The sequence below is a fragment of the Streptomyces yangpuensis genome, from assembly GCF_001005295.1.
GTDB lineage: Bacteria > Actinomycetota > Actinomycetes > Streptomycetales > Streptomycetaceae > Streptomyces > Streptomyces yangpuensis.
In genome coordinates this window covers 847,097-862,657 of sequence record NZ_LBMK01000001.1, presented here as the reverse complement: position 1 = coordinate 862,657, position 15,561 = coordinate 847,097, and the positions used below count along the sequence as shown (strand labels likewise).

General features: G+C 72.6%; 16 protein-coding genes and 1 riboswitch. Of the genes, 7 read left to right on the top strand and 9 right to left on the bottom strand.

Features of this window, described 5'->3' with window-relative positions:
- Positions 1 to 13: 13 nt before the first annotated feature.
- The 5 genes from AAT21_RS03900 to AAT21_RS03880 all read right to left on the bottom strand — a co-directional run bounded on the left by AAT21_RS03900 (position 14) and on the right by AAT21_RS03880 (position 4,387).
- Positions 14 to 871, bottom strand: coding sequence for a chromosomal replication initiator protein DnaA (locus AAT21_RS03900; protein WP_046775238.1), 858 nt, complete (start codon positions 869 to 871; stop codon positions 14 to 16).
- A gap of 42 nt (positions 872 to 913) precedes the next feature.
- Complete coding sequence (gene metF / locus AAT21_RS03895; protein WP_046775237.1) at positions 914 to 1,828, bottom strand: methylenetetrahydrofolate reductase [NAD(P)H]; 915 nt, start codon at positions 1,826 to 1,828, stop codon at positions 914 to 916.
- Between the two features lie 175 nt (positions 1,829 to 2,003).
- On the bottom strand, positions 2,004 to 2,639 hold the full coding sequence (gene thiE, locus AAT21_RS03890; protein WP_046775236.1) for a thiamine phosphate synthase: 636 nt from the start codon (positions 2,637 to 2,639) through the stop codon (positions 2,004 to 2,006).
- 76 nt (positions 2,640 to 2,715) lie between these two features.
- Positions 2,716 to 3,081 carry an Rv2175c family DNA-binding protein gene (locus AAT21_RS03885; protein WP_046775235.1) on the bottom strand — a complete coding sequence of 122 codons (366 nt, stop codon included), beginning with the start codon at positions 3,079 to 3,081 and terminating at the stop codon, positions 2,716 to 2,718.
- A gap of 85 nt (positions 3,082 to 3,166) precedes the next feature.
- Positions 3,167 to 4,387, bottom strand: a complete 1,221-nt coding sequence (locus AAT21_RS03880) for an NAD(P)/FAD-dependent oxidoreductase (protein WP_046775234.1) — start codon at positions 4,385 to 4,387, stop codon at positions 3,167 to 3,169.
- 81 nt (positions 4,388 to 4,468) lie between these two features.
- Positions 4,469 to 4,580: riboswitch (TPP riboswitch) on the top strand.
- Here AAT21_RS03880 and thiO point away from each other — a divergent pair.
- The 5 genes from thiO (at position 4,578) to AAT21_RS03855 (ending at position 9,718) form a co-directional block, all read left to right on the top strand.
- The gene (gene thiO / locus AAT21_RS03875) at positions 4,578 to 5,747 is read left to right on the top strand and encodes a glycine oxidase ThiO (protein WP_046775233.1); all 1,170 of its coding nucleotides are present in this window, start codon (positions 4,578 to 4,580) and stop codon (positions 5,745 to 5,747) included. Its footprint overlaps the riboswitch before it by 3 nt.
- On the top strand, positions 5,744 to 5,944 hold the full coding sequence (gene thiS, locus AAT21_RS03870; RefSeq protein WP_046775232.1) for a sulfur carrier protein ThiS: 201 nt from the start codon (positions 5,744 to 5,746) through the stop codon (positions 5,942 to 5,944). The genes thiO and thiS overlap by 4 nt, the downstream gene beginning before the upstream one ends.
- Before the next feature lie 5 nt (positions 5,945 to 5,949).
- Positions 5,950 to 6,744, top strand: a complete 795-nt coding sequence (locus AAT21_RS03865) for a thiazole synthase (protein ID WP_046775231.1) — start codon at positions 5,950 to 5,952, stop codon at positions 6,742 to 6,744.
- 196 nt (positions 6,745 to 6,940) lie between these two features.
- Complete coding sequence (gene pknB / locus AAT21_RS03860; RefSeq protein WP_046775230.1) at positions 6,941 to 8,851, top strand: Stk1 family PASTA domain-containing Ser/Thr kinase; 1,911 nt, start codon at positions 6,941 to 6,943, stop codon at positions 8,849 to 8,851.
- A 6-nt stretch (positions 8,852 to 8,857) separates the two neighbouring features.
- Positions 8,858 to 9,718: a deoxyribonuclease IV gene (locus tag AAT21_RS03855; protein ID WP_046775229.1), complete on the top strand. Its 861-nt coding sequence runs from the start codon at positions 8,858 to 8,860 to the stop codon at positions 9,716 to 9,718.
- Positions 9,719 to 9,839: 121 nt separating this feature from the next.
- Here AAT21_RS03855 and AAT21_RS03850 read toward each other — a convergent pair whose 3' ends face one another.
- Positions 9,840 to 10,472: a sulfite oxidase-like oxidoreductase gene (locus tag AAT21_RS03850; protein WP_046775228.1), complete on the bottom strand. Its 633-nt coding sequence runs from the start codon at positions 10,470 to 10,472 to the stop codon at positions 9,840 to 9,842.
- A gap of 173 nt (positions 10,473 to 10,645) precedes the next feature.
- Between AAT21_RS03850 and bfr the strand changes: the two genes are divergently transcribed.
- Positions 10,646 to 11,122 (top strand): bacterioferritin, encoded by a 477-nt coding sequence (gene bfr / locus AAT21_RS03845; protein ID WP_030037303.1) that lies wholly within the window; start codon positions 10,646 to 10,648, stop codon positions 11,120 to 11,122.
- Positions 11,123 to 11,179: 57 nt separating this feature from the next.
- Here bfr and AAT21_RS03840 read toward each other — a convergent pair whose 3' ends face one another.
- Together AAT21_RS03840 and AAT21_RS03835 are read right to left on the bottom strand one after the other, a co-directional pair.
- On the bottom strand, positions 11,180 to 11,446 hold the full coding sequence (locus AAT21_RS03840) for a (2Fe-2S)-binding protein (RefSeq protein WP_079025410.1): 267 nt from the start codon (positions 11,444 to 11,446) through the stop codon (positions 11,180 to 11,182).
- Between the two features lie 173 nt (positions 11,447 to 11,619).
- Entirely contained in the window at positions 11,620 to 12,981 is a 1,362-nt protein-coding gene (locus AAT21_RS03835; RefSeq protein WP_200904322.1) for a class II 3-deoxy-7-phosphoheptulonate synthase, read from the bottom strand.
- Positions 12,982 to 13,312: 331 nt separating this feature from the next.
- On the opposite strand from AAT21_RS03835, the gene AAT21_RS03830 reads away from it, so the two are divergent.
- Complete coding sequence (locus AAT21_RS03830; RefSeq protein WP_046775226.1) at positions 13,313 to 15,229, top strand: anthranilate synthase family protein; 1,917 nt, start codon at positions 13,313 to 13,315, stop codon at positions 15,227 to 15,229.
- Here AAT21_RS03830 and AAT21_RS03825 read toward each other — a convergent pair.
- Positions 15,210 to 15,515 (bottom strand): hypothetical protein, encoded by a 306-nt coding sequence (locus AAT21_RS03825; protein WP_046775225.1) that lies wholly within the window; start codon positions 15,513 to 15,515, stop codon positions 15,210 to 15,212. The genes AAT21_RS03830 and AAT21_RS03825 overlap by 20 nt on opposite strands.
- Between the last annotated feature and the right edge of the window lie 46 nt (positions 15,516 to 15,561).

Below are 15,561 nucleotides of genomic sequence, written 5' to 3'. Positions count from 1 at the left end.
CCGCGGGACCGGCTCAGTAGCGGTACTGCTCGTATCCGCCCTGCTGGTAGGGGTACTGCTGCGGAGGCTCGCCCTGCCCGTCCGCCGGGTAGGGCTGGCCGCCCTCGGTGGACCGCTGCTGCGGGACCCAGACGCCGCCGGGCGGGGTGTCCGTGGCGTACTGCTGCTGCCCGTAGTCGGCGTACGGGGTGTAGTCGTAGGGCTGGGGCGGGACGACGCCGCCGCCGGTGCCGATGTACGGGTCCGAGTAGGCGGCGTAGACCTGCTGCTGGTCGCCCGTCGGATAGCCGCCGGAGTAGTCGTAACCGCCCTGGTTCTGCGGGTCGTAGTACGCCGCGTACTGGTGGGCGTCCTGCTCGGCGGTGGTGAACGGCGAGGCGAAGGCCGCGGTCTGGCCGGCCTCCGGGGCAGGCGTGGAGAAGCTCTGTATCCCGTAGGACCCGGTGTCCTCGGGCACCGGCTCCGGGCTGTAGACCTCCTCGGCCGCGGCCCGCGACGGCCGCCGCTCGTCCGGGGCCCCGTCCACGTCGTCGTACTCCAGGGCGGTGACCTGGAGCGCCGGCTCTGCCGTCGCGGTCCCGGACCGGCGGCGTCCCGCCTTCCGTACGGGCTCCCCGCCGCGGCGCAGTGCCCAGCCGGCGACGAAACCCTTGCGGAAGGAGAGCGTCACCAGGGTCTGGCCCACGGCGAACGCGGCGGCACCGGCGCCGATGACCGGCACCGAGGGCAGTATCACCCCGGCGACCACGCCGAGGAAGCCGGCGAAGGCGAGCAGGCGCCAGCGAAGCCGGGCCTTGTACTGCATCAGTACCTCGGCAAGCAGCCACAACGCGACGATTCCGAACGCGATGTAGAGGACCGTCATACCCATGCAAGGCCCCTCTCGGTACGGCCGTCACACGGGTACGGCCGGTCAGGCCCGCTGGTGCAGGCCCAGGTTCTCGTAGATCTCGAGAGTCGCCGTGGAATTGTTCAGCGTGATGAAGTGCAGTCCCGGTACACCTTCGGACAGCAGCCGCGCGCAGAACTCCGTGGCGAACTCGATGCCAATGGAGCGTACAGCGGCCGGGTCGTCCTTGACCGCGAGCATGCGGTCTTTCACATCCGAGGGGAAGACCGCGGTGCTCAGCTGGGGCAGTCGGTCGAGCTGCTTGATACCCACAACAGGCATGACCTCGGGGATGATCGGGGTCTCGCAGCCGGCCTTCTCGACGCTGTCGCGCAGCCGCAGATAATTCTCCGGATCGAAGAACATCTGGGTGATCGCATAGTCGGCGCCGGCGCGGCACTTGTCCACGAAGTGCCGGATGTCCGTATCCCAGTCCGTCGAGCGCGGGTGCATCTCGGGGAAGGCCGCGACGCCGACGCAGAAGTCCCCGGACTCCTTGAGCAGCCGCACCAGGTCGGCGGCGTAGTGCACGCCCTCGGGGTGCGGCACCCAGTCGGCCATCGGGTCGCCCGGCGGATCGCCGCGCAGGGCGAGCATGTTGCGGATGCCGGCGTCGGCGAACTGGCCGATGACGTGGCGCAGCTCGGCGATGGAGTGGTCCACGGCGGTGAGGTGCGCGACCGGGGTCAGCGTGGTGTCCGCGGCGATCTCCTGGGTGGCCTTGACGGTGCCGCCGCGGGTGGAGCCGCCGGCTCCGTAGGTCACGGAGACGAAGCTCGGGGATACCGCCTCGACCCGGCGCAGGGCGTTCCAGAGGTTGCGTTCGCCCTTCTCGGTCTTCGGGGCCCAGAACTCGAAGGAGTACGAGCGCCCGGACGCGAGGAGGTCGCGGACCGTGTGTGCGCGGTCCGACCAGGTGGAAGCGGTACCAGAGGCCATGGGGGCAGGTTAGACGCGGCCCGGCGCTCCCCGAAGTGGCGTCCGCCTTTTGGACACGTTTTTGGACACCCGCGGCCTCACCTCTGGCCGGTAAGGGCCTGTACGGGCCATGGCGGCGCGGAATGCCACGGGTGGAGCAGGGGTGCAGCGCGGGGGTCGGGGGCCGGGCCGGGGCTCAGCCGAGGCGGGCGCGGACGCGCTTGGCGAGGTCCGCGGCGGCCGCACCGGGGTCGGGGGCCTCGGTGATCGCGCGGACCACCACGACGCGGGTGGCGCCGGCGTCGAGCACCTCGTCCAGGTTCCCGGCGTCGATGCCGCCGATGGCGAACCAGGGCCGGTTCTGTTCCAGGGAGGCCGCGTAGCGAACCAGTTCCAGGCCGGGGGCGTGGCGGCCGGGCTTGGTGGGGGTGGGCCAGCAGGGTCCGGTGCAGAAGTAGTCCACGCCCGGTTCGGCGGCGGCCGCGGCGACCTCGTCCTCGGCGTGGCAGGAACGGCCGATGAGCACCTGACCGCCGAGGATGGCGCGGGCTGCGGGGACCGGGATGTCGCCCTGCCCGAGGTGCAGGACGTCGGAGCCGATGGCGTGGGCGACGTCGGCGCGGTCGTTCACGGCGAGGAGCCGGCCGTGGCGGCGCGCGGCGTCGGCGAACACCTGGAGGTGTTCCAGTTCCTCGCCCGCCTCCATGCCCTTGTCGCGGAGCTGGACGATGTCCACGCCCCCGGCCAGGACGGCGTCGAGGAACTCGGGGAGGTCACCCTGGCGCTTGCGGGCGTCCGTGCACAGGTAGAGCCGGGCGTCGGACAGCTGCATGGGTGTACCCCCCGTGATGGACCGCGGTGTACGGGCGCGGGGCCCGTACACCGCGGTGGAGCTACTGCGGATCAGGTCAGAGGGCGAGCGCCTGAGCGCGGCGCTTCACCTCCGTGCCGCGATTCTCGCTCAGCGCCTGGGCGGGGGTGCCCGGCAGGGTCGGGTCGGCGGTGAAGAGCCACTCCAGCATCTCCTCGTCGGAGAAGCCGTCGTCGCGCAGGACGGTCAGGAGGCCGACGAGGCCCTTGACCACCTTGTCGCCGTCGATGAACGGCGCCGGAACCTGCAGGGCCCGGTTCTCGCCGCGGCGGACGGCGATGAGCTGCCCCTCCTTGACCATCTGGCGGACCCGCGTCACCTCGACGTCCAGCATCTCCGCGATGTCGGGGAGGTACAGCCAGTCGGGGACGAGGGAATCGATCTTTGCGTCAATCTCGGTCACGGTCCAAGCCTGCCACCTCCCACCGACAGCCGGTAGCCGGGCGGCCCGTCCGTGGCACGCCGCCCGGACCGCCCGGGTCACCGGGCTACGCGGTGGCCGATTTCAGCGGGGTGCCGGGGTCGGCGACCCGGGCCGGGTCCATCGGGGCGCCGGTCTCGATGAGCTTGCGGCCCTGCGCCAGGTCGCGGGGGCGGCCGACCGCGAGGACCGCTACCAGGGCGCCGCCGCGCAGCCAGCACACCGACCAGGTCTCCTCGTCCGGGTCGCCGCGCCGGACCAGGGTGTCGGCCCCGCCGTGGTGGCCGGCGTACTGCACGAAGCGCCCGAACTGCTCGGACCAGAAGTACGGCACCGGGTCGTAGACCGCGGTGGGTTCCCCGGCCAGGATGTTCGCCGCGACGGTCCGCGGGCCCTGGAGGGCGTTGTCCCAGTGGTGGACCAGCAGCCGCGCCCCGTAGCGCCCGGACGGGAAGGAGGCGCAGTCGCCGACCGCGTACACCCCCGGCAGGGAGGTCAGCAGGTGGGCGTCCGCGGTGACCGAGCCGTCGGCTCCGCGTTCCACGCCGGACCCGGCCAGCCATGCCGTGGCGGGGCGCGCGCCGATCCCCACGACCACCGCGTCGGCGGGCAGCGCGCTGCCGTCGGTCAGCAGGACCCGCCCCTCCTCCACGGCGGCCACCTTCGCGCCGGTGACCAGTTCGGCGCCGGCCTGCCCGTACCAGCGCGCCATCGGCTCGGTGACCTCGGCGGGCAGGGCGCCCGCCAGCACCCGGTCGGCCGCCTCGACGACGGTCACCGCGCAGCCGGCCTCCCGGGCGGCTGTGGCGAACTCGGCGCCGATCCAGCCCGCGCCGACGACCACGATCCGGGAGGCGGCCGTCAGGACCGGGCGCAGCCGTGCCGCGTCGTCCAGCGTGCGCAGCAGGTGGACGCCGGGGACGCCCTCGGTGCCGGGGAGGGTCAGCGGCTGCGCGCCGGTCGCCAGCACGAGGACCCCGTACGGGACCGGTCCCGCCTCGGTGTCCAGCTCGTGGTCGGCGGCCCGCAGTCCGGTGACCTCCGTACCGAGACGGAGGTCGATGTCCAGGCCTTCGAAGTCCACGTCGAAGGCGGAGTCCTCGGCCTTGCCGAGCAGGACCGCCTTGGACAGCGGGGGGCGGTCGTAGGGCTGGTGGGGTTCGGCTCCCAGCAGGGTCACGGGGCCCGTGAAGCCCTGCTCGCGCAGGGCGACCGCGGTCTGCACCCCGGCCATTCCGGCGCCGGCGATCACGATGCCGCGCTGATTGTGTTCCGTCTGCTCGCTCACGCGGCCACCCTAATCACCTGACGCTCCGTCAGGAACAGGTGCCGCCTTACCCGCCGTCCACGGCCGGGATAGTCTGGCAACCGTACCTATCGCGGGAGTCCGGCGCACCGGGCTGAGAGGGAGGCTGGCCGGCCTCCGACCGTACGAACCTGATCCGGGTCATGCCGGCGAAGGGAGGGGCTGGACGCCCATGCACTCGTCTCGAAAGGGATCCGACGTCCTCGTCATCGGGGGCGGCATCATCGGCCTGGTCACCGCCTGGCGGGCCGCGGCCCGCGGACTGAGCACCGTACTCGCCGACCCGGCACCCGGCGGCGGCGCCGCCCAGGTCGCGGCCGGCATGCTCGCCCCCGTCACCGAACTGCACTACGGCGAGGAAGCCCTCCTCGGCCTCGGCCTCGCCTCCGCCGAACGCTATCCGCAGTTCGCGGCCGAGCTCACCGACACGAGCGGCGGCATGGACATCGGCTACCGCGCCTGCGGCACCCTCGCCGTCGCCCTCGACGCCGACGACCGCCTCCACCTGCGCGAACTGCACGCCCTCCAGCGCCGCTGCGGCCTGGATCCCGAATGGCTCACCGGCCGCGAGTGCCGCCGCCTGGAACCCATGCTCGCCCCGGGCGTCCGCGGCGGGCTGCGCGTCGACGGCGACCACCAGGTGGACCCGCGCCGGCTCGCGGCCGCCCTGCTGGCCGCCTGCGAGAGCGCCGGGGTGGCCGTCCACCGGGCGGCCGCCGAACAGCTGCTCACCACCGCGGACCGGGCGACCGGCGCGCTCCTCGACGACGGTACGGAGCTGCGCGCCGGCCAGGTGGTCCTGGCCGCGGGCTCGCTCAGCGGCAGGCTGGCGGGCGTACCCGCCGAGGTGCTGCCGCCCGTGCGGCCGGTCAAGGGGCAGGTGCTGCGGCTCGCCGTACCCCCCGCCTACGCGCCGTTCCTCTCCCGCACCGTACGGGCGGTCGTGCGCGGCAGCCACGTCTACCTCGTGCCCCGCGAGAACGGCGAACTCGTCATCGGCGCCACCAGCGAGGAACTCGGCTGGGACACCACCGTCACCGCGGGCGGGGTCTACGAACTCCTGCGCGACGCCCACGAGCTGGTACCCGGCATCACCGAACTCCCGCTCACCGAGACCCGGGCGGGGCTGCGCCCCGGCTCCCCCGACAACGCGCCCCTGCTGGGCCCGACCGACCTGCCCGGCCTGCACCTGGCCACCGGGCACTACCGCAACGGGGTGCTGCTGACCCCGCTCACCGGCGAGGTGATGGCCGAGCTGCTGGTCACCGGCGAACTGCCCGAGATCGCACGCCCCTTCGCCCCCCGCCGCTTCTCCGCCGCACGTCAGGAGTCGTACGCATGACCATCTCCGTCAACGGCGAGCCGCGCGAGGTCGCGGCCGGCGCCACGCTCGACACCGTCGTCGCCACCCTGACCGCGGCCACCTCCGGGGTGGCCGCCGCACTCAACGAGACCGTGGTCCCGCGCGGCCAGTGGCCGGCCACCCCCGTGGGCGACGGCGACCGCGTGGAGATCCTCACCGCGGTCCAGGGAGGCTGACGGGCATGGCCGACGACCTCTTCACCCTGGGCGACCGGACCTTCTCCTCCCGCCTGATCATGGGCACGGGCGGCGCCCCGAGCCTGGACGTGCTGGAACGCGCGCTGGTCGCGTCCGGCACCGAACTGACCACCGTGGCCATGCGCCGCCTGGACCCGACGGTGCAAGGCTCCGTCCTCTCCGTCCTGACCGGGCTCGGCATCTCGGTCCTGCCGAACACCGCGGGCTGCTTCACCGCGGGCGAGGCCGTCCTCACGGCCCGGCTGGCGCGGGAGGCCCTCGGCACCGACTGGATCAAGCTGGAGGTGGTCGCGGACGAGCGGACCCTCCTGCCCGACGGCGTCGAACTGCTGGACGCCGCCGAGGTCCTGGTGGACGAGGGCTTCACCGTCCTGCCGTACACCAGCGACGACCCCGTGCTCGCGCGCAAGCTGGAGGACGTGGGCTGCGCGGCGATCATGCCGCTCGGCTCCCCCATCGGATCCGGGATGGGCATCCGCAACCCGCACAACTTCGAGCTCATCACGGAGCGGGCGGGGGTCCCGGTGATCCTGGACGCCGGAGCGGGCACCGCCTCCGACGCCGCGCTGGCCATGGAACTGGGCTGCGCGGCGGTGATGCTGGCCTCGGCCGTGACCCGGGCGCAGGAGCCGGTCCTGATGGCGTCCGCCATGCGGGACGCCGTCTCGGCGGGCCGGCTGGCCTTCCGCGCGGGCCGCATCCCCCAGCGCCGCTTCGCCGAGGCCTCCTCCCCCACGGAGGGCCGGGCCGCCCTGGACCCGGAACGCCCGGCGTTCTGAGCCGGCGGCCCGCGCACGTCCCGACGGCCTCCGGCCCGGCGCGCCTTCCGGCCCCGAAGGGTGCTGGTCACAGGCCTTCGGGCCGCCGGTCCACGAGGGGGTGGGGCCCTGCCCCGCCCCCCTCCCCACGTCACAGCTGCGCTGCAAGGCGACCCGCCCCCGCCGGGGTCCCGGCGTCGGCTCGTAGAATCGGCGGGTGGATACGACCCTGGAAGACCCGCTCGTCGGGCGCGTGCTCGACGACCGCTACCGCATCGATGCCCGCATCGCGGCCGGCGGCATGGCCACGGTCTACCGGGCCGTCGACACCCGCCTGGACCGGATCCTCGCCCTGAAGGTGATGCATCCGGCGCTCGCCTCCGACGCCGCCTTCGTCGACCGGTTCATCCGCGAGGCGAAGTCCGTGGCGCGCCTCGCGCACCCCAACGTGGTCGCCGTGTTCGACCAGGGCACGGACGGGCCGTATGTCTACCTGGCGATGGAGTACGTATCCGGCTGCACCCTGCGCGACGTGCTGCGCGAGCGCGGCGCGCTCCAGCCCCGGGCGGCCCTCGACATCCTCGAACCCGTCCTCGCCGCCCTCGGCGCCGCCCACCGGGCCGGCTTCGTGCACCGCGACATGAAGCCCGAGAACGTCCTGATCGGCGACGACGGCCGGGTCAAGGTCGCCGACTTCGGCCTGGTCCGGTCCGTCGACTCGGTCACCAACACCACCGGTTCGGTCCTCGGCACCGTCTCCTACCTGGCCCCCGAGCAGATCGAGAGCGGGATCGCCGACACCCGCGCGGACGTCTACGCCTGCGGTGTTGTCCTGTACGAGATGCTCACCGGCTCCAAGCCCCACCTCGGCGACTCCCCCGCGCAGGTGCTCTACCAGCACCTCCACGAGGACGTCCCGCCGCCGTCCGCCGCGGTCCCCGGACTGCCTGCCGGTCTGGACGCTCTCGTGGCGTCGGCCACCGCCCGCAACCCCGAACTGCGCCCCTACGACGCGGCTGCCCTGCTCGGCCTCACCCGTGAGGCCCGCGCCGGACTCACCGCCGACGAGCTGGACGCCGTACCGCCGCAGGCGTACGCGGTGGAGCGGTCGTCCGCCGAGGACCGCACCGGCGTGATCCCGCGCCCGGTGACCGCGGAGCCGGTGAACCTCACCTCCCGGTTCGAGACGCCCCCGCTGGACCCGCCCGCCCCGCCCGTGCGCCGCGCGGCCCCCGGGCGGCCGCGCCGCGGCATGCTGCTGGTCGTCGTCGGCGTGCTGCTGGCGCTGGGCATCGGTACGGGCGTCTGGTACATCAACTCCGGCCAGTTCACCAAGGTCCCCAACCTGCTCGGCAAGACCGAGGAGCAGGCCCGCGCCCAGTTGTCCGAGGCCGGACTCGGCGTGAAGGGGGTCGACCGCAGGTTCAGCGACGCCTTCGAGCGCGGGACGGTGATGAGCACCGACCCCGCGGGCGGCCGGCGGATCCGCGGCAACGGCGCGGTGACGATCACGATCTCCCGCGGCCCCGAGGTCGTGTCCGTGCCGAACCTCAAGGGCAGGCCCCTGGAGGAGGCCAAGGAGGAGCTGGCAAGGACCGGGCTGGCTCCCGGGATGGTCACCCAGGCCTTCAGCCAGGACGTCGCCCAGGGCTCGGTGATCAGCACCAACCCGGCGGGCGGCGAGAAGCGGGCCCCCGACACGGCGGTCGCGTTCGTCGTCAGCAAGGGCCGGCCGGTGCCGGTGCCGGGGGTGACGGGTCTGCCCTTCGAGCAGGCGAAGGCCACCCTGGAGGGGCTGGGCCTCAAGGTGGCGACGGCCCCCGAGCAGGTCAACGCGCCCTCCGACCCCGGTACGGTCGCCAACCAGTCGATCGGCGCCGGTACCCAGGCGGCGGCCGGGGACACGGTCACGCTGACCGTGTCGAAGGGCCCGCGCCAGCTCCCCGTCCCGAACGTGGTCGGCCAGGACGTGGACACGGCCCGCAAGACCCTGGAGGCCGCGGGCTTCAAGGTGAAGGTGGACCGCCCGCTGATCTCCTTCAGCAGGACCGTGGACGCGCAGTCGGTGCTGGGCGGGCAGACCGCCGCCGAGGGTCTGACGATCACCATCCGGATCAAGGGGCTGTAAGCGCACGTGGTACGCAATCCGGTGGGCGGGCACGTTCCCGTCGCGGGCGGTCTGGCGTCGGTCGGGCTGACGTACGCCCGGGAGATGGGCGCCGAGGCCGTCCAGGTCTTCGTCGCCAATCCGCGCGGCTGGGCCACCCCGGTCGGCAATCCGGCACAGGACGAGCGGTTCCGCGAGGAGTGCGCGCGGGAGGACATCCCGGCGTACGTGCACGCGCCGTACCTGATCAACTTCGGCTCGCACACCGCCGCCACGGTGGAGAGGTCGGTGGAGTCGCTGCGCCACTCGCTGCGCCGGGCGCGGCGGATCGGTGCGCTCGGGGTGGTCGTCCACACCGGCTCGGCGACCGGCGGGCGCCCGCGGGAGGCGGCGTACGCGCAGATCAGCGAGTACATGCTGCCGCTGCTGGACGAGCTGACGCATGACGACGACCCGTTCCTGCTACTGGAGTCGACGGCCGGGCAGGGCTCCTCGCTGTGCTCGCTCGCCGAGGACTTCGGCCCGTACTTCGATGCGCTGGACCACCATCCGAAGCTGGGCGTCTGCCTGGACACGTGCCACATCTTCGCGGCCGGTCACGACCTGGCGGAGCCGGGCGGGACGAAGGTGACGCTGGACCTGCTGGTGGACACCGTGGGCGAGGGCCGGCTGAAGCTGGTCCACGCGAACGACTCCAAGGAGGGCGTGGGCGCGCACAAGGACCGGCACGCGAACGTCGGGCAGGGCCACATCGGCCGGGAGGCCTTCGCCGAGCTGTTCACGCACCCGGCGATGGACGGCGTTCCGCTGGTCATCGAGACGCCCGGCGGCAAGGAAGGCCATGCGGCGGACGTGGCACTGCTGAAGGAGCTGCGCGGCCCGCAGTGACCCGGCGGCCCCAGCCGGCGGCCCCAGCCGGCGGCCCGCGCCGTCGGCGCCGGTCCGCGCGCCGGTCCGCCTGCATCCGTCCGGGTGACTCTCGCCGCGGAGACGCCTTGGCGGACACGCCTTAGAGCTCGGGGCCCTCCCCCGGCTCCTCCTGGTACGAGTAGCGCTGCTCGCGCCAGGGGTCGCCGATGTTGTGGTAGCCGCGCTCCTCCCAGAAGCCGCGGCGGTCGGCGGTCATGTACTCGATGCCGCGGACCCACTTGGGGCCCTTCCAGGCGTACAGGTGCGGGACCACGAGCCGGACCGGGAAACCGTGTTCGGCGGTGAGCAGTTCGCCGCCTTCGTGGGTGGCGAAAACGGTCCGGTCGGAGGCGAAGTCGGCCAGCCGCAGGTTGGAGCTGAAGCCGTACTCGGCCCACACCATCACGTGCGTGACCTGCGGCGCGGGCGGTGCCAGGGCGAGGACTTCGCGGGCGAGCACACCGCCCCACTCGGCGCCCTGCATGCTGAACTTCGTGACGCAGTGCAGGTCCGCCACGACGGTGGAGAACGGCAGGGCCGTGAACTCCTCGTGGTTCCAGCAGTGCTTGTCGCCGTCGGCGGTCGCGCCGAAGACGCGGAACTCCCAGCGGTCCGGCTTGAACTTGGGCACGGGACCGTAGTGGGTGACGGGCCAGCCCTTCTGCAGCCTCTGCCCCGGTGGAAGCTCCAGCTGCTCTGCTCCCGGAGATTCCCGGCTTTCCGGCTGACCCATGACTCCATGGTGACAGACTGGGCAGGGTGGTCATGACCAGGTCTGGGCCGATTCGGGCAAGTCACAGCAACTCCCACTAAGGAGGCACTTACTGGACGGCCCCCAGTGGCGGTGCAAGGATGCGCGCAACTGCCCCGTCACATAGCTGACATTGCCTGGAAGGAGCCTCTGCGATGCAGGGCGACCCCGAGGTCCTTGAGTTTCTGAACGAGCAGCTGACCGGCGAGCTGACGGCCATCAACCAGTACTGGCTGCACTACCGCATCCAGGACAACAAGGGCTGGACCAAGCTCGCCAAGTACACGCGTGAAGAGTCCATCGACGAGATGAAGCACGCGGACAAGATCACCGAGCGGATCCTGATGCTCGACGGTCTGCCGAACTACCAGCGTCTCTTCCACGTGCGCGTCGGGCAGACGATCACCGAGATGTTCCAGGCGGACCGCCAGGTCGAGGTCGAGGCCATCGACCGGCTCAAGCGCGGCATCGAGGTCATGCGCGGGAAGGGCGACATCACCTCGGCCCGGCTCTTCGAGGAGATCCTGGAGGACGAGGAGCACCACATCGACTATCTCGACACCCAGCTGGAGCTCATCGAGTCCCTGGGCGAGGCGCTCTACATCGCGCAGCTCATCGAGCAGCCGAGCTGACCCTCCGGCGAGCCGCTGCGGGCCGCCTGCGGTCCCCGGACAGCCTGGGCCCCGCTGCTACGCCACTTCCGCCAGCTCGGGCGAGCGCACCGGCTCCGGCTCCGCCGCGAGCACGGACACCGTGTCGCCCTTCTCCAGCAGCTCCCTGCGCGGACAGGCCCCGCGGCCGAGGATGCCCTGGATGGTGCGCACGCAGGAACCGCAGTCGGTTCCGGCCTTGGTGGCCGAGGCGATCTGGCGGGGCGTGCAGGCCCCGGCAGCCGCGTGTTCCTTGACCTGCTTGTCGGTGATCCCGAAGCAAGAGCAGACGTACACGCGGTTCACCTCCTGGCGCTGAGTGGTCCTGAGTGGTGCGGCGAGCCATCCCCTATTCGGTGAGGCTTACCTAACCGTACCCAAAGTTAGGGTGGCCTAAAAGCCCCGGGTACGACAGTGGGGCGCGGATCACATCGATCCGCGCCCCACAGTCGTAGGAACGCACCTACTGATCGCGACGGCTAGTCGCGGTAGAGCTCCGCGACCAGGAAGGCCAGGTCCAGCGACTGGCTGCGGTTGAGCCGCGGGTCGCAGGCCGTCTCGTAGCGCTGGTGCAGGTCGTCGACGAAGATCTCGTCGCCGCCGCCCACGCACTCGGTGACGTCGTCACCGGTGAGCTCGACGTGGATGCCGCCCGGGTGGGTGCCGAGGCCCTTGTGGACCTCGAAGAAGCCCTTGACCTCGTCGAGCACGTCGTCGAAACGGCGCGTCTTGTGGCCCGAGGCCGCCTCGAAGGTGTTGCCGTGCATCGGGTCGGTGACCCAGCCGACGATCGCACCGGAGGCGGTGACCTTCTCGACCAGCTCGGGGAGCTTGTCGCGGACCTTGTCGGCGCCCATGCGGACGACGAAGGTCAGCCGGCCCGGCTCGCGCTCGGGGTCGAGGCGGTCGATGTACGTCAGCGCCTCGTCCACCGTGGTGGTGGGGCCGAGCTTGATGCCGATCGGGTTGGCGATCTGCGCGCAGAACTCGATGTGCGCGTGGTCCAGCTGGCGGGTGCGCTCACCGATCCACACCATGTGGCCGGAGGTGTCGTACAGCTTGCCGGTGCGCGAGTCGGTGCGCGTCAGCGCGCCCTCGTAGTCGAGCAGCAGCGCCTCGTGGGAGGCGTAGAACTCGACCGCCTTGAACTCGGCCGGGTCGGTGCCACAGGCCTTCATGAAGTTCAGCGCGTTGTCGATCTCCCGGGCCAGCTGCTCGTAGCGCTGACCGGACGGGGAGGACTTCACGAAGTCCTGGTTCCAGGCGTGCACCTGGCGCAGGTCGGCGTAACCACCGGTGGTGAAGGCGCGCACCAGGTTGAGCGTGGAGGCGGAGGCGTTGTACATGCGCTTCAGCCGCTCGGGGTCCGGGACGCGGGCCTCTTCGGTGAAGGCGAAGCCGTTGACGGAGTCACCGCGGTAGGTCGGCAGGGTGACGCCGTCGCGGGTCTCGGTGTCCTTGGAGCGCGGCTTGGAGTACTGGCCGGCGATGCGGCCGACCTTGACGACCGGCACGGAGGCCGCGTACGTCAGGACGGCGCTCATCTGGAGCAGCGTCTTCAGCTTGGCTCGGATGTGGTCGGCGGAGACACCGTCGAAGGCCTCGGCGCAGTCGCCGCCCTGGAGCAGGAACGCCTCGCCCTTGGCGACGGCTCCCAGACGGGCGCGCAGCTGGTCGCACTCACCCGCGAAAACGAGCGGAGGATACGACTCGAGGTCCGCGACGACAGCGCGCAGAGCCTCGGCATCGGGGTACGAAGGCTGCTGCGCCGCGGGAAGGTCTCGCCAGGTCGCCTTGGCGGCGGGGGCTTGGTTTTCAGCGTTCACGGTCACCTCGTACACATTACGGCGTAACGGGGGGCATCCGGCCCCCCGCCCACAACGTGAGACGGATTTCTCGAAGGCCATGGACGCCCGGCGGAACGCAATCGTTGGCCCGGCCCCGGGTCCGGGACGGATCCGGCGCCGCGGCGCCGGTCTGGGCTATGGTTCACCGCATGTACGCGCTTACGAACCAGAACTGGTGGTGGCCCGCTCCCGGCGGCCCACTTCCTGCGCGTACCTGACGACACGCACACGACGCGAAGGCCGCCCCGAGGGGCGGCCTTCCGCGTTCCCGGCCTCTGCGCCGGCCGCGAGAGCCGCTCCTCCCCGACGGAAGGACGCTCCGCCCATGGACACCAGCCGACCGAACCGACCCGACGTACCCGGCCCGCTGGGCCGGCTGCTCGACGACGCCTGCCCGCCGTTCGCCCTGCTGCGTCGGCGGACCCCCGGCCGCGACCACGACACCGTCGAGGTGCTCCTCGGCCCGGTCCACGAGGCCGAGCGCCTCGCCGACCTGCCCGTCGGCCCGCTGCCCACCCTCGCGCTCGTGCCCTTCCGGCAGATCCGGGAGCGCGGGTTCGACGTGCGCGACGACGGCACGCCGCTGAGCGCGCTGGTCGCCGAGGAGGTGTACGAGATCCCGCTCGCCGAGGCGCTGGCCGCGCTGCCGGAGCACGCGGTACGGGTCGACGACGGCGGTTTCGACGTCTGCGACGAGGAGTACGCGGACACGGTGGAGCGGGTGATCCGGGACGAGATCGGCCGGGGCGAGGGCGCGAACTTCGTCATCCGGCGCACGTTCGGGGGCCGGATCGACGGCTTCGGCCGCGCGGACGCGCTGGCGCTGTTCCGACGGCTGCTGGAGGGCGAGCGGGGCGCGTACTGGACGTATGTCGTCCACACCGGCGAGCGCACGCTGGTCGGAGCCAGCCCGGAGGTCCACGTGCGGATGGCCGGGGGCACGGTCGTGATGAACCCGATCAGCGGGACGTACCGCCATCCCGCAGCGGGGCCGACCGCCGACTCGCTCCTCGCCTTCCTCGGTGACCGCAAGGAGACCGAGGAGCTGTCGATGGTGGTCGACGAGGAACTGAAGATGATGTGCACGGTCGGCGACCGGGGCGGGGTCGTCGTCGGGCCGCGGCTGAAGGAGATGTCCCACCTCACGCACACCGAGTACGAGCTGCGCGGACGCTCCTCGCTGGACGTGCGGGAGGTGCTGCGGGAGACGATGTTCGCGGCGACGGTGACGGGCTCGCCGGTGCAGAACGCCTGCCGGGTGATCGAGCGGTACGAGAGCGGTGGGCGCGGCTACTACGCGGGCGCGCTGGCCCTGCTGGGCCTGGACCCCGCGGGGTCGCAGACGCTCGACTCCCCGATCCTGATCCGGACGGCCGACATCGCCCGGGACGGACGGCTGCGGGTGCCGGTGGGCGCCACGCTGGTACGCCACTCCGATCCGGCGGGCGAGGTCGCCGAGACGCATGCGAAGGCGGCGGGGGTGCTGGCGGCGCTCGGGGTGCAGCCGGCGGCGCCGCGGCCGCCGGCCGGGGGCGCGCGGATGGCCGACGACCCCAGGGTGCGGGCGGCCCTGGCCGCCCGGCGGGCCGGCCTGGCGCCGTTCTGGCTGCGGATGCAGGAGCGGCCGGCCGCTGTGACGGGCCGGGCGCTGGTGGTGGACGGCGAGGACACCTTCACGGCGATGCTGGCGCACGTGCTGCGGGTGGCCGGGCTGGAGGTGACCGTACGGCGCTTCGACGAGCCGGGGCTGCGGGAGGAGGCCCTGGCCTGGGAGGGTCCGATCGTGCTGGGCCCCGGCCCGGGCGACCCGGCGGACTCCGCCGACCCGAAGATGCGTCTGCTGCGCGGGCTGGCCGCGGAACTGCTGGCCGGGCACCGCCACGGCCTGCTGGGGGTGTGCCTCGGGCACGAGCTGATCGCCGCCGAGCTGGGCCTGCCGCTGGTCCGCAAGGCGGAGCCGGCGCAGGGCGCGCAGACCCGGATCGCACTGTTCGGGGCCGAGGAGGTGGTCGGCTTCTACAACACCTACACCGCGCACTGCGACGACGCGGGCGCGGACCGGCTGGCGCGGGCGGGCGTGGAGGTGTCCCGCGACCCGGCGACCGGGGAGGTCCACGCGCTCCGCTCGGCCGGCGGCGGCTTCGCGGGCGTGCAGTTCCACCCGGAGTCGGTCCTCACCCTGCGCGGCCCGGACCTGCTGCGCGACCTCCTCACCGCCGTCCTTACGCCGGCCCCGGCTTAGAAGGTGTCCTGCCGGTCGATGCCCGGGCCCGGCCGAACGACCGGATCAGCTGCCAGGTCAGGATCGGGCCCAGCACCGCCGACCCGCAGAGGAAGGCGGTGAGGTGGTCGGCGGCCAGCGCCACGGACACCGGCGCGCCGACGGCGGGGTCGGCGAACGCCAGCCACGCGTCCACCCGCTCTCCCGGCACCGCCCGGAGAGCGGGCCGCAGGGCCCGGACCGCGTACACGAGCTGCACGGCGGCGACGGCGAGCAGGAACCACCGGGCCGCGGAAGGAATGTCCACGTGCCGAAACTAGTCCGCCGCCCGTGCTTCCCGTAAGGCCGTCCGG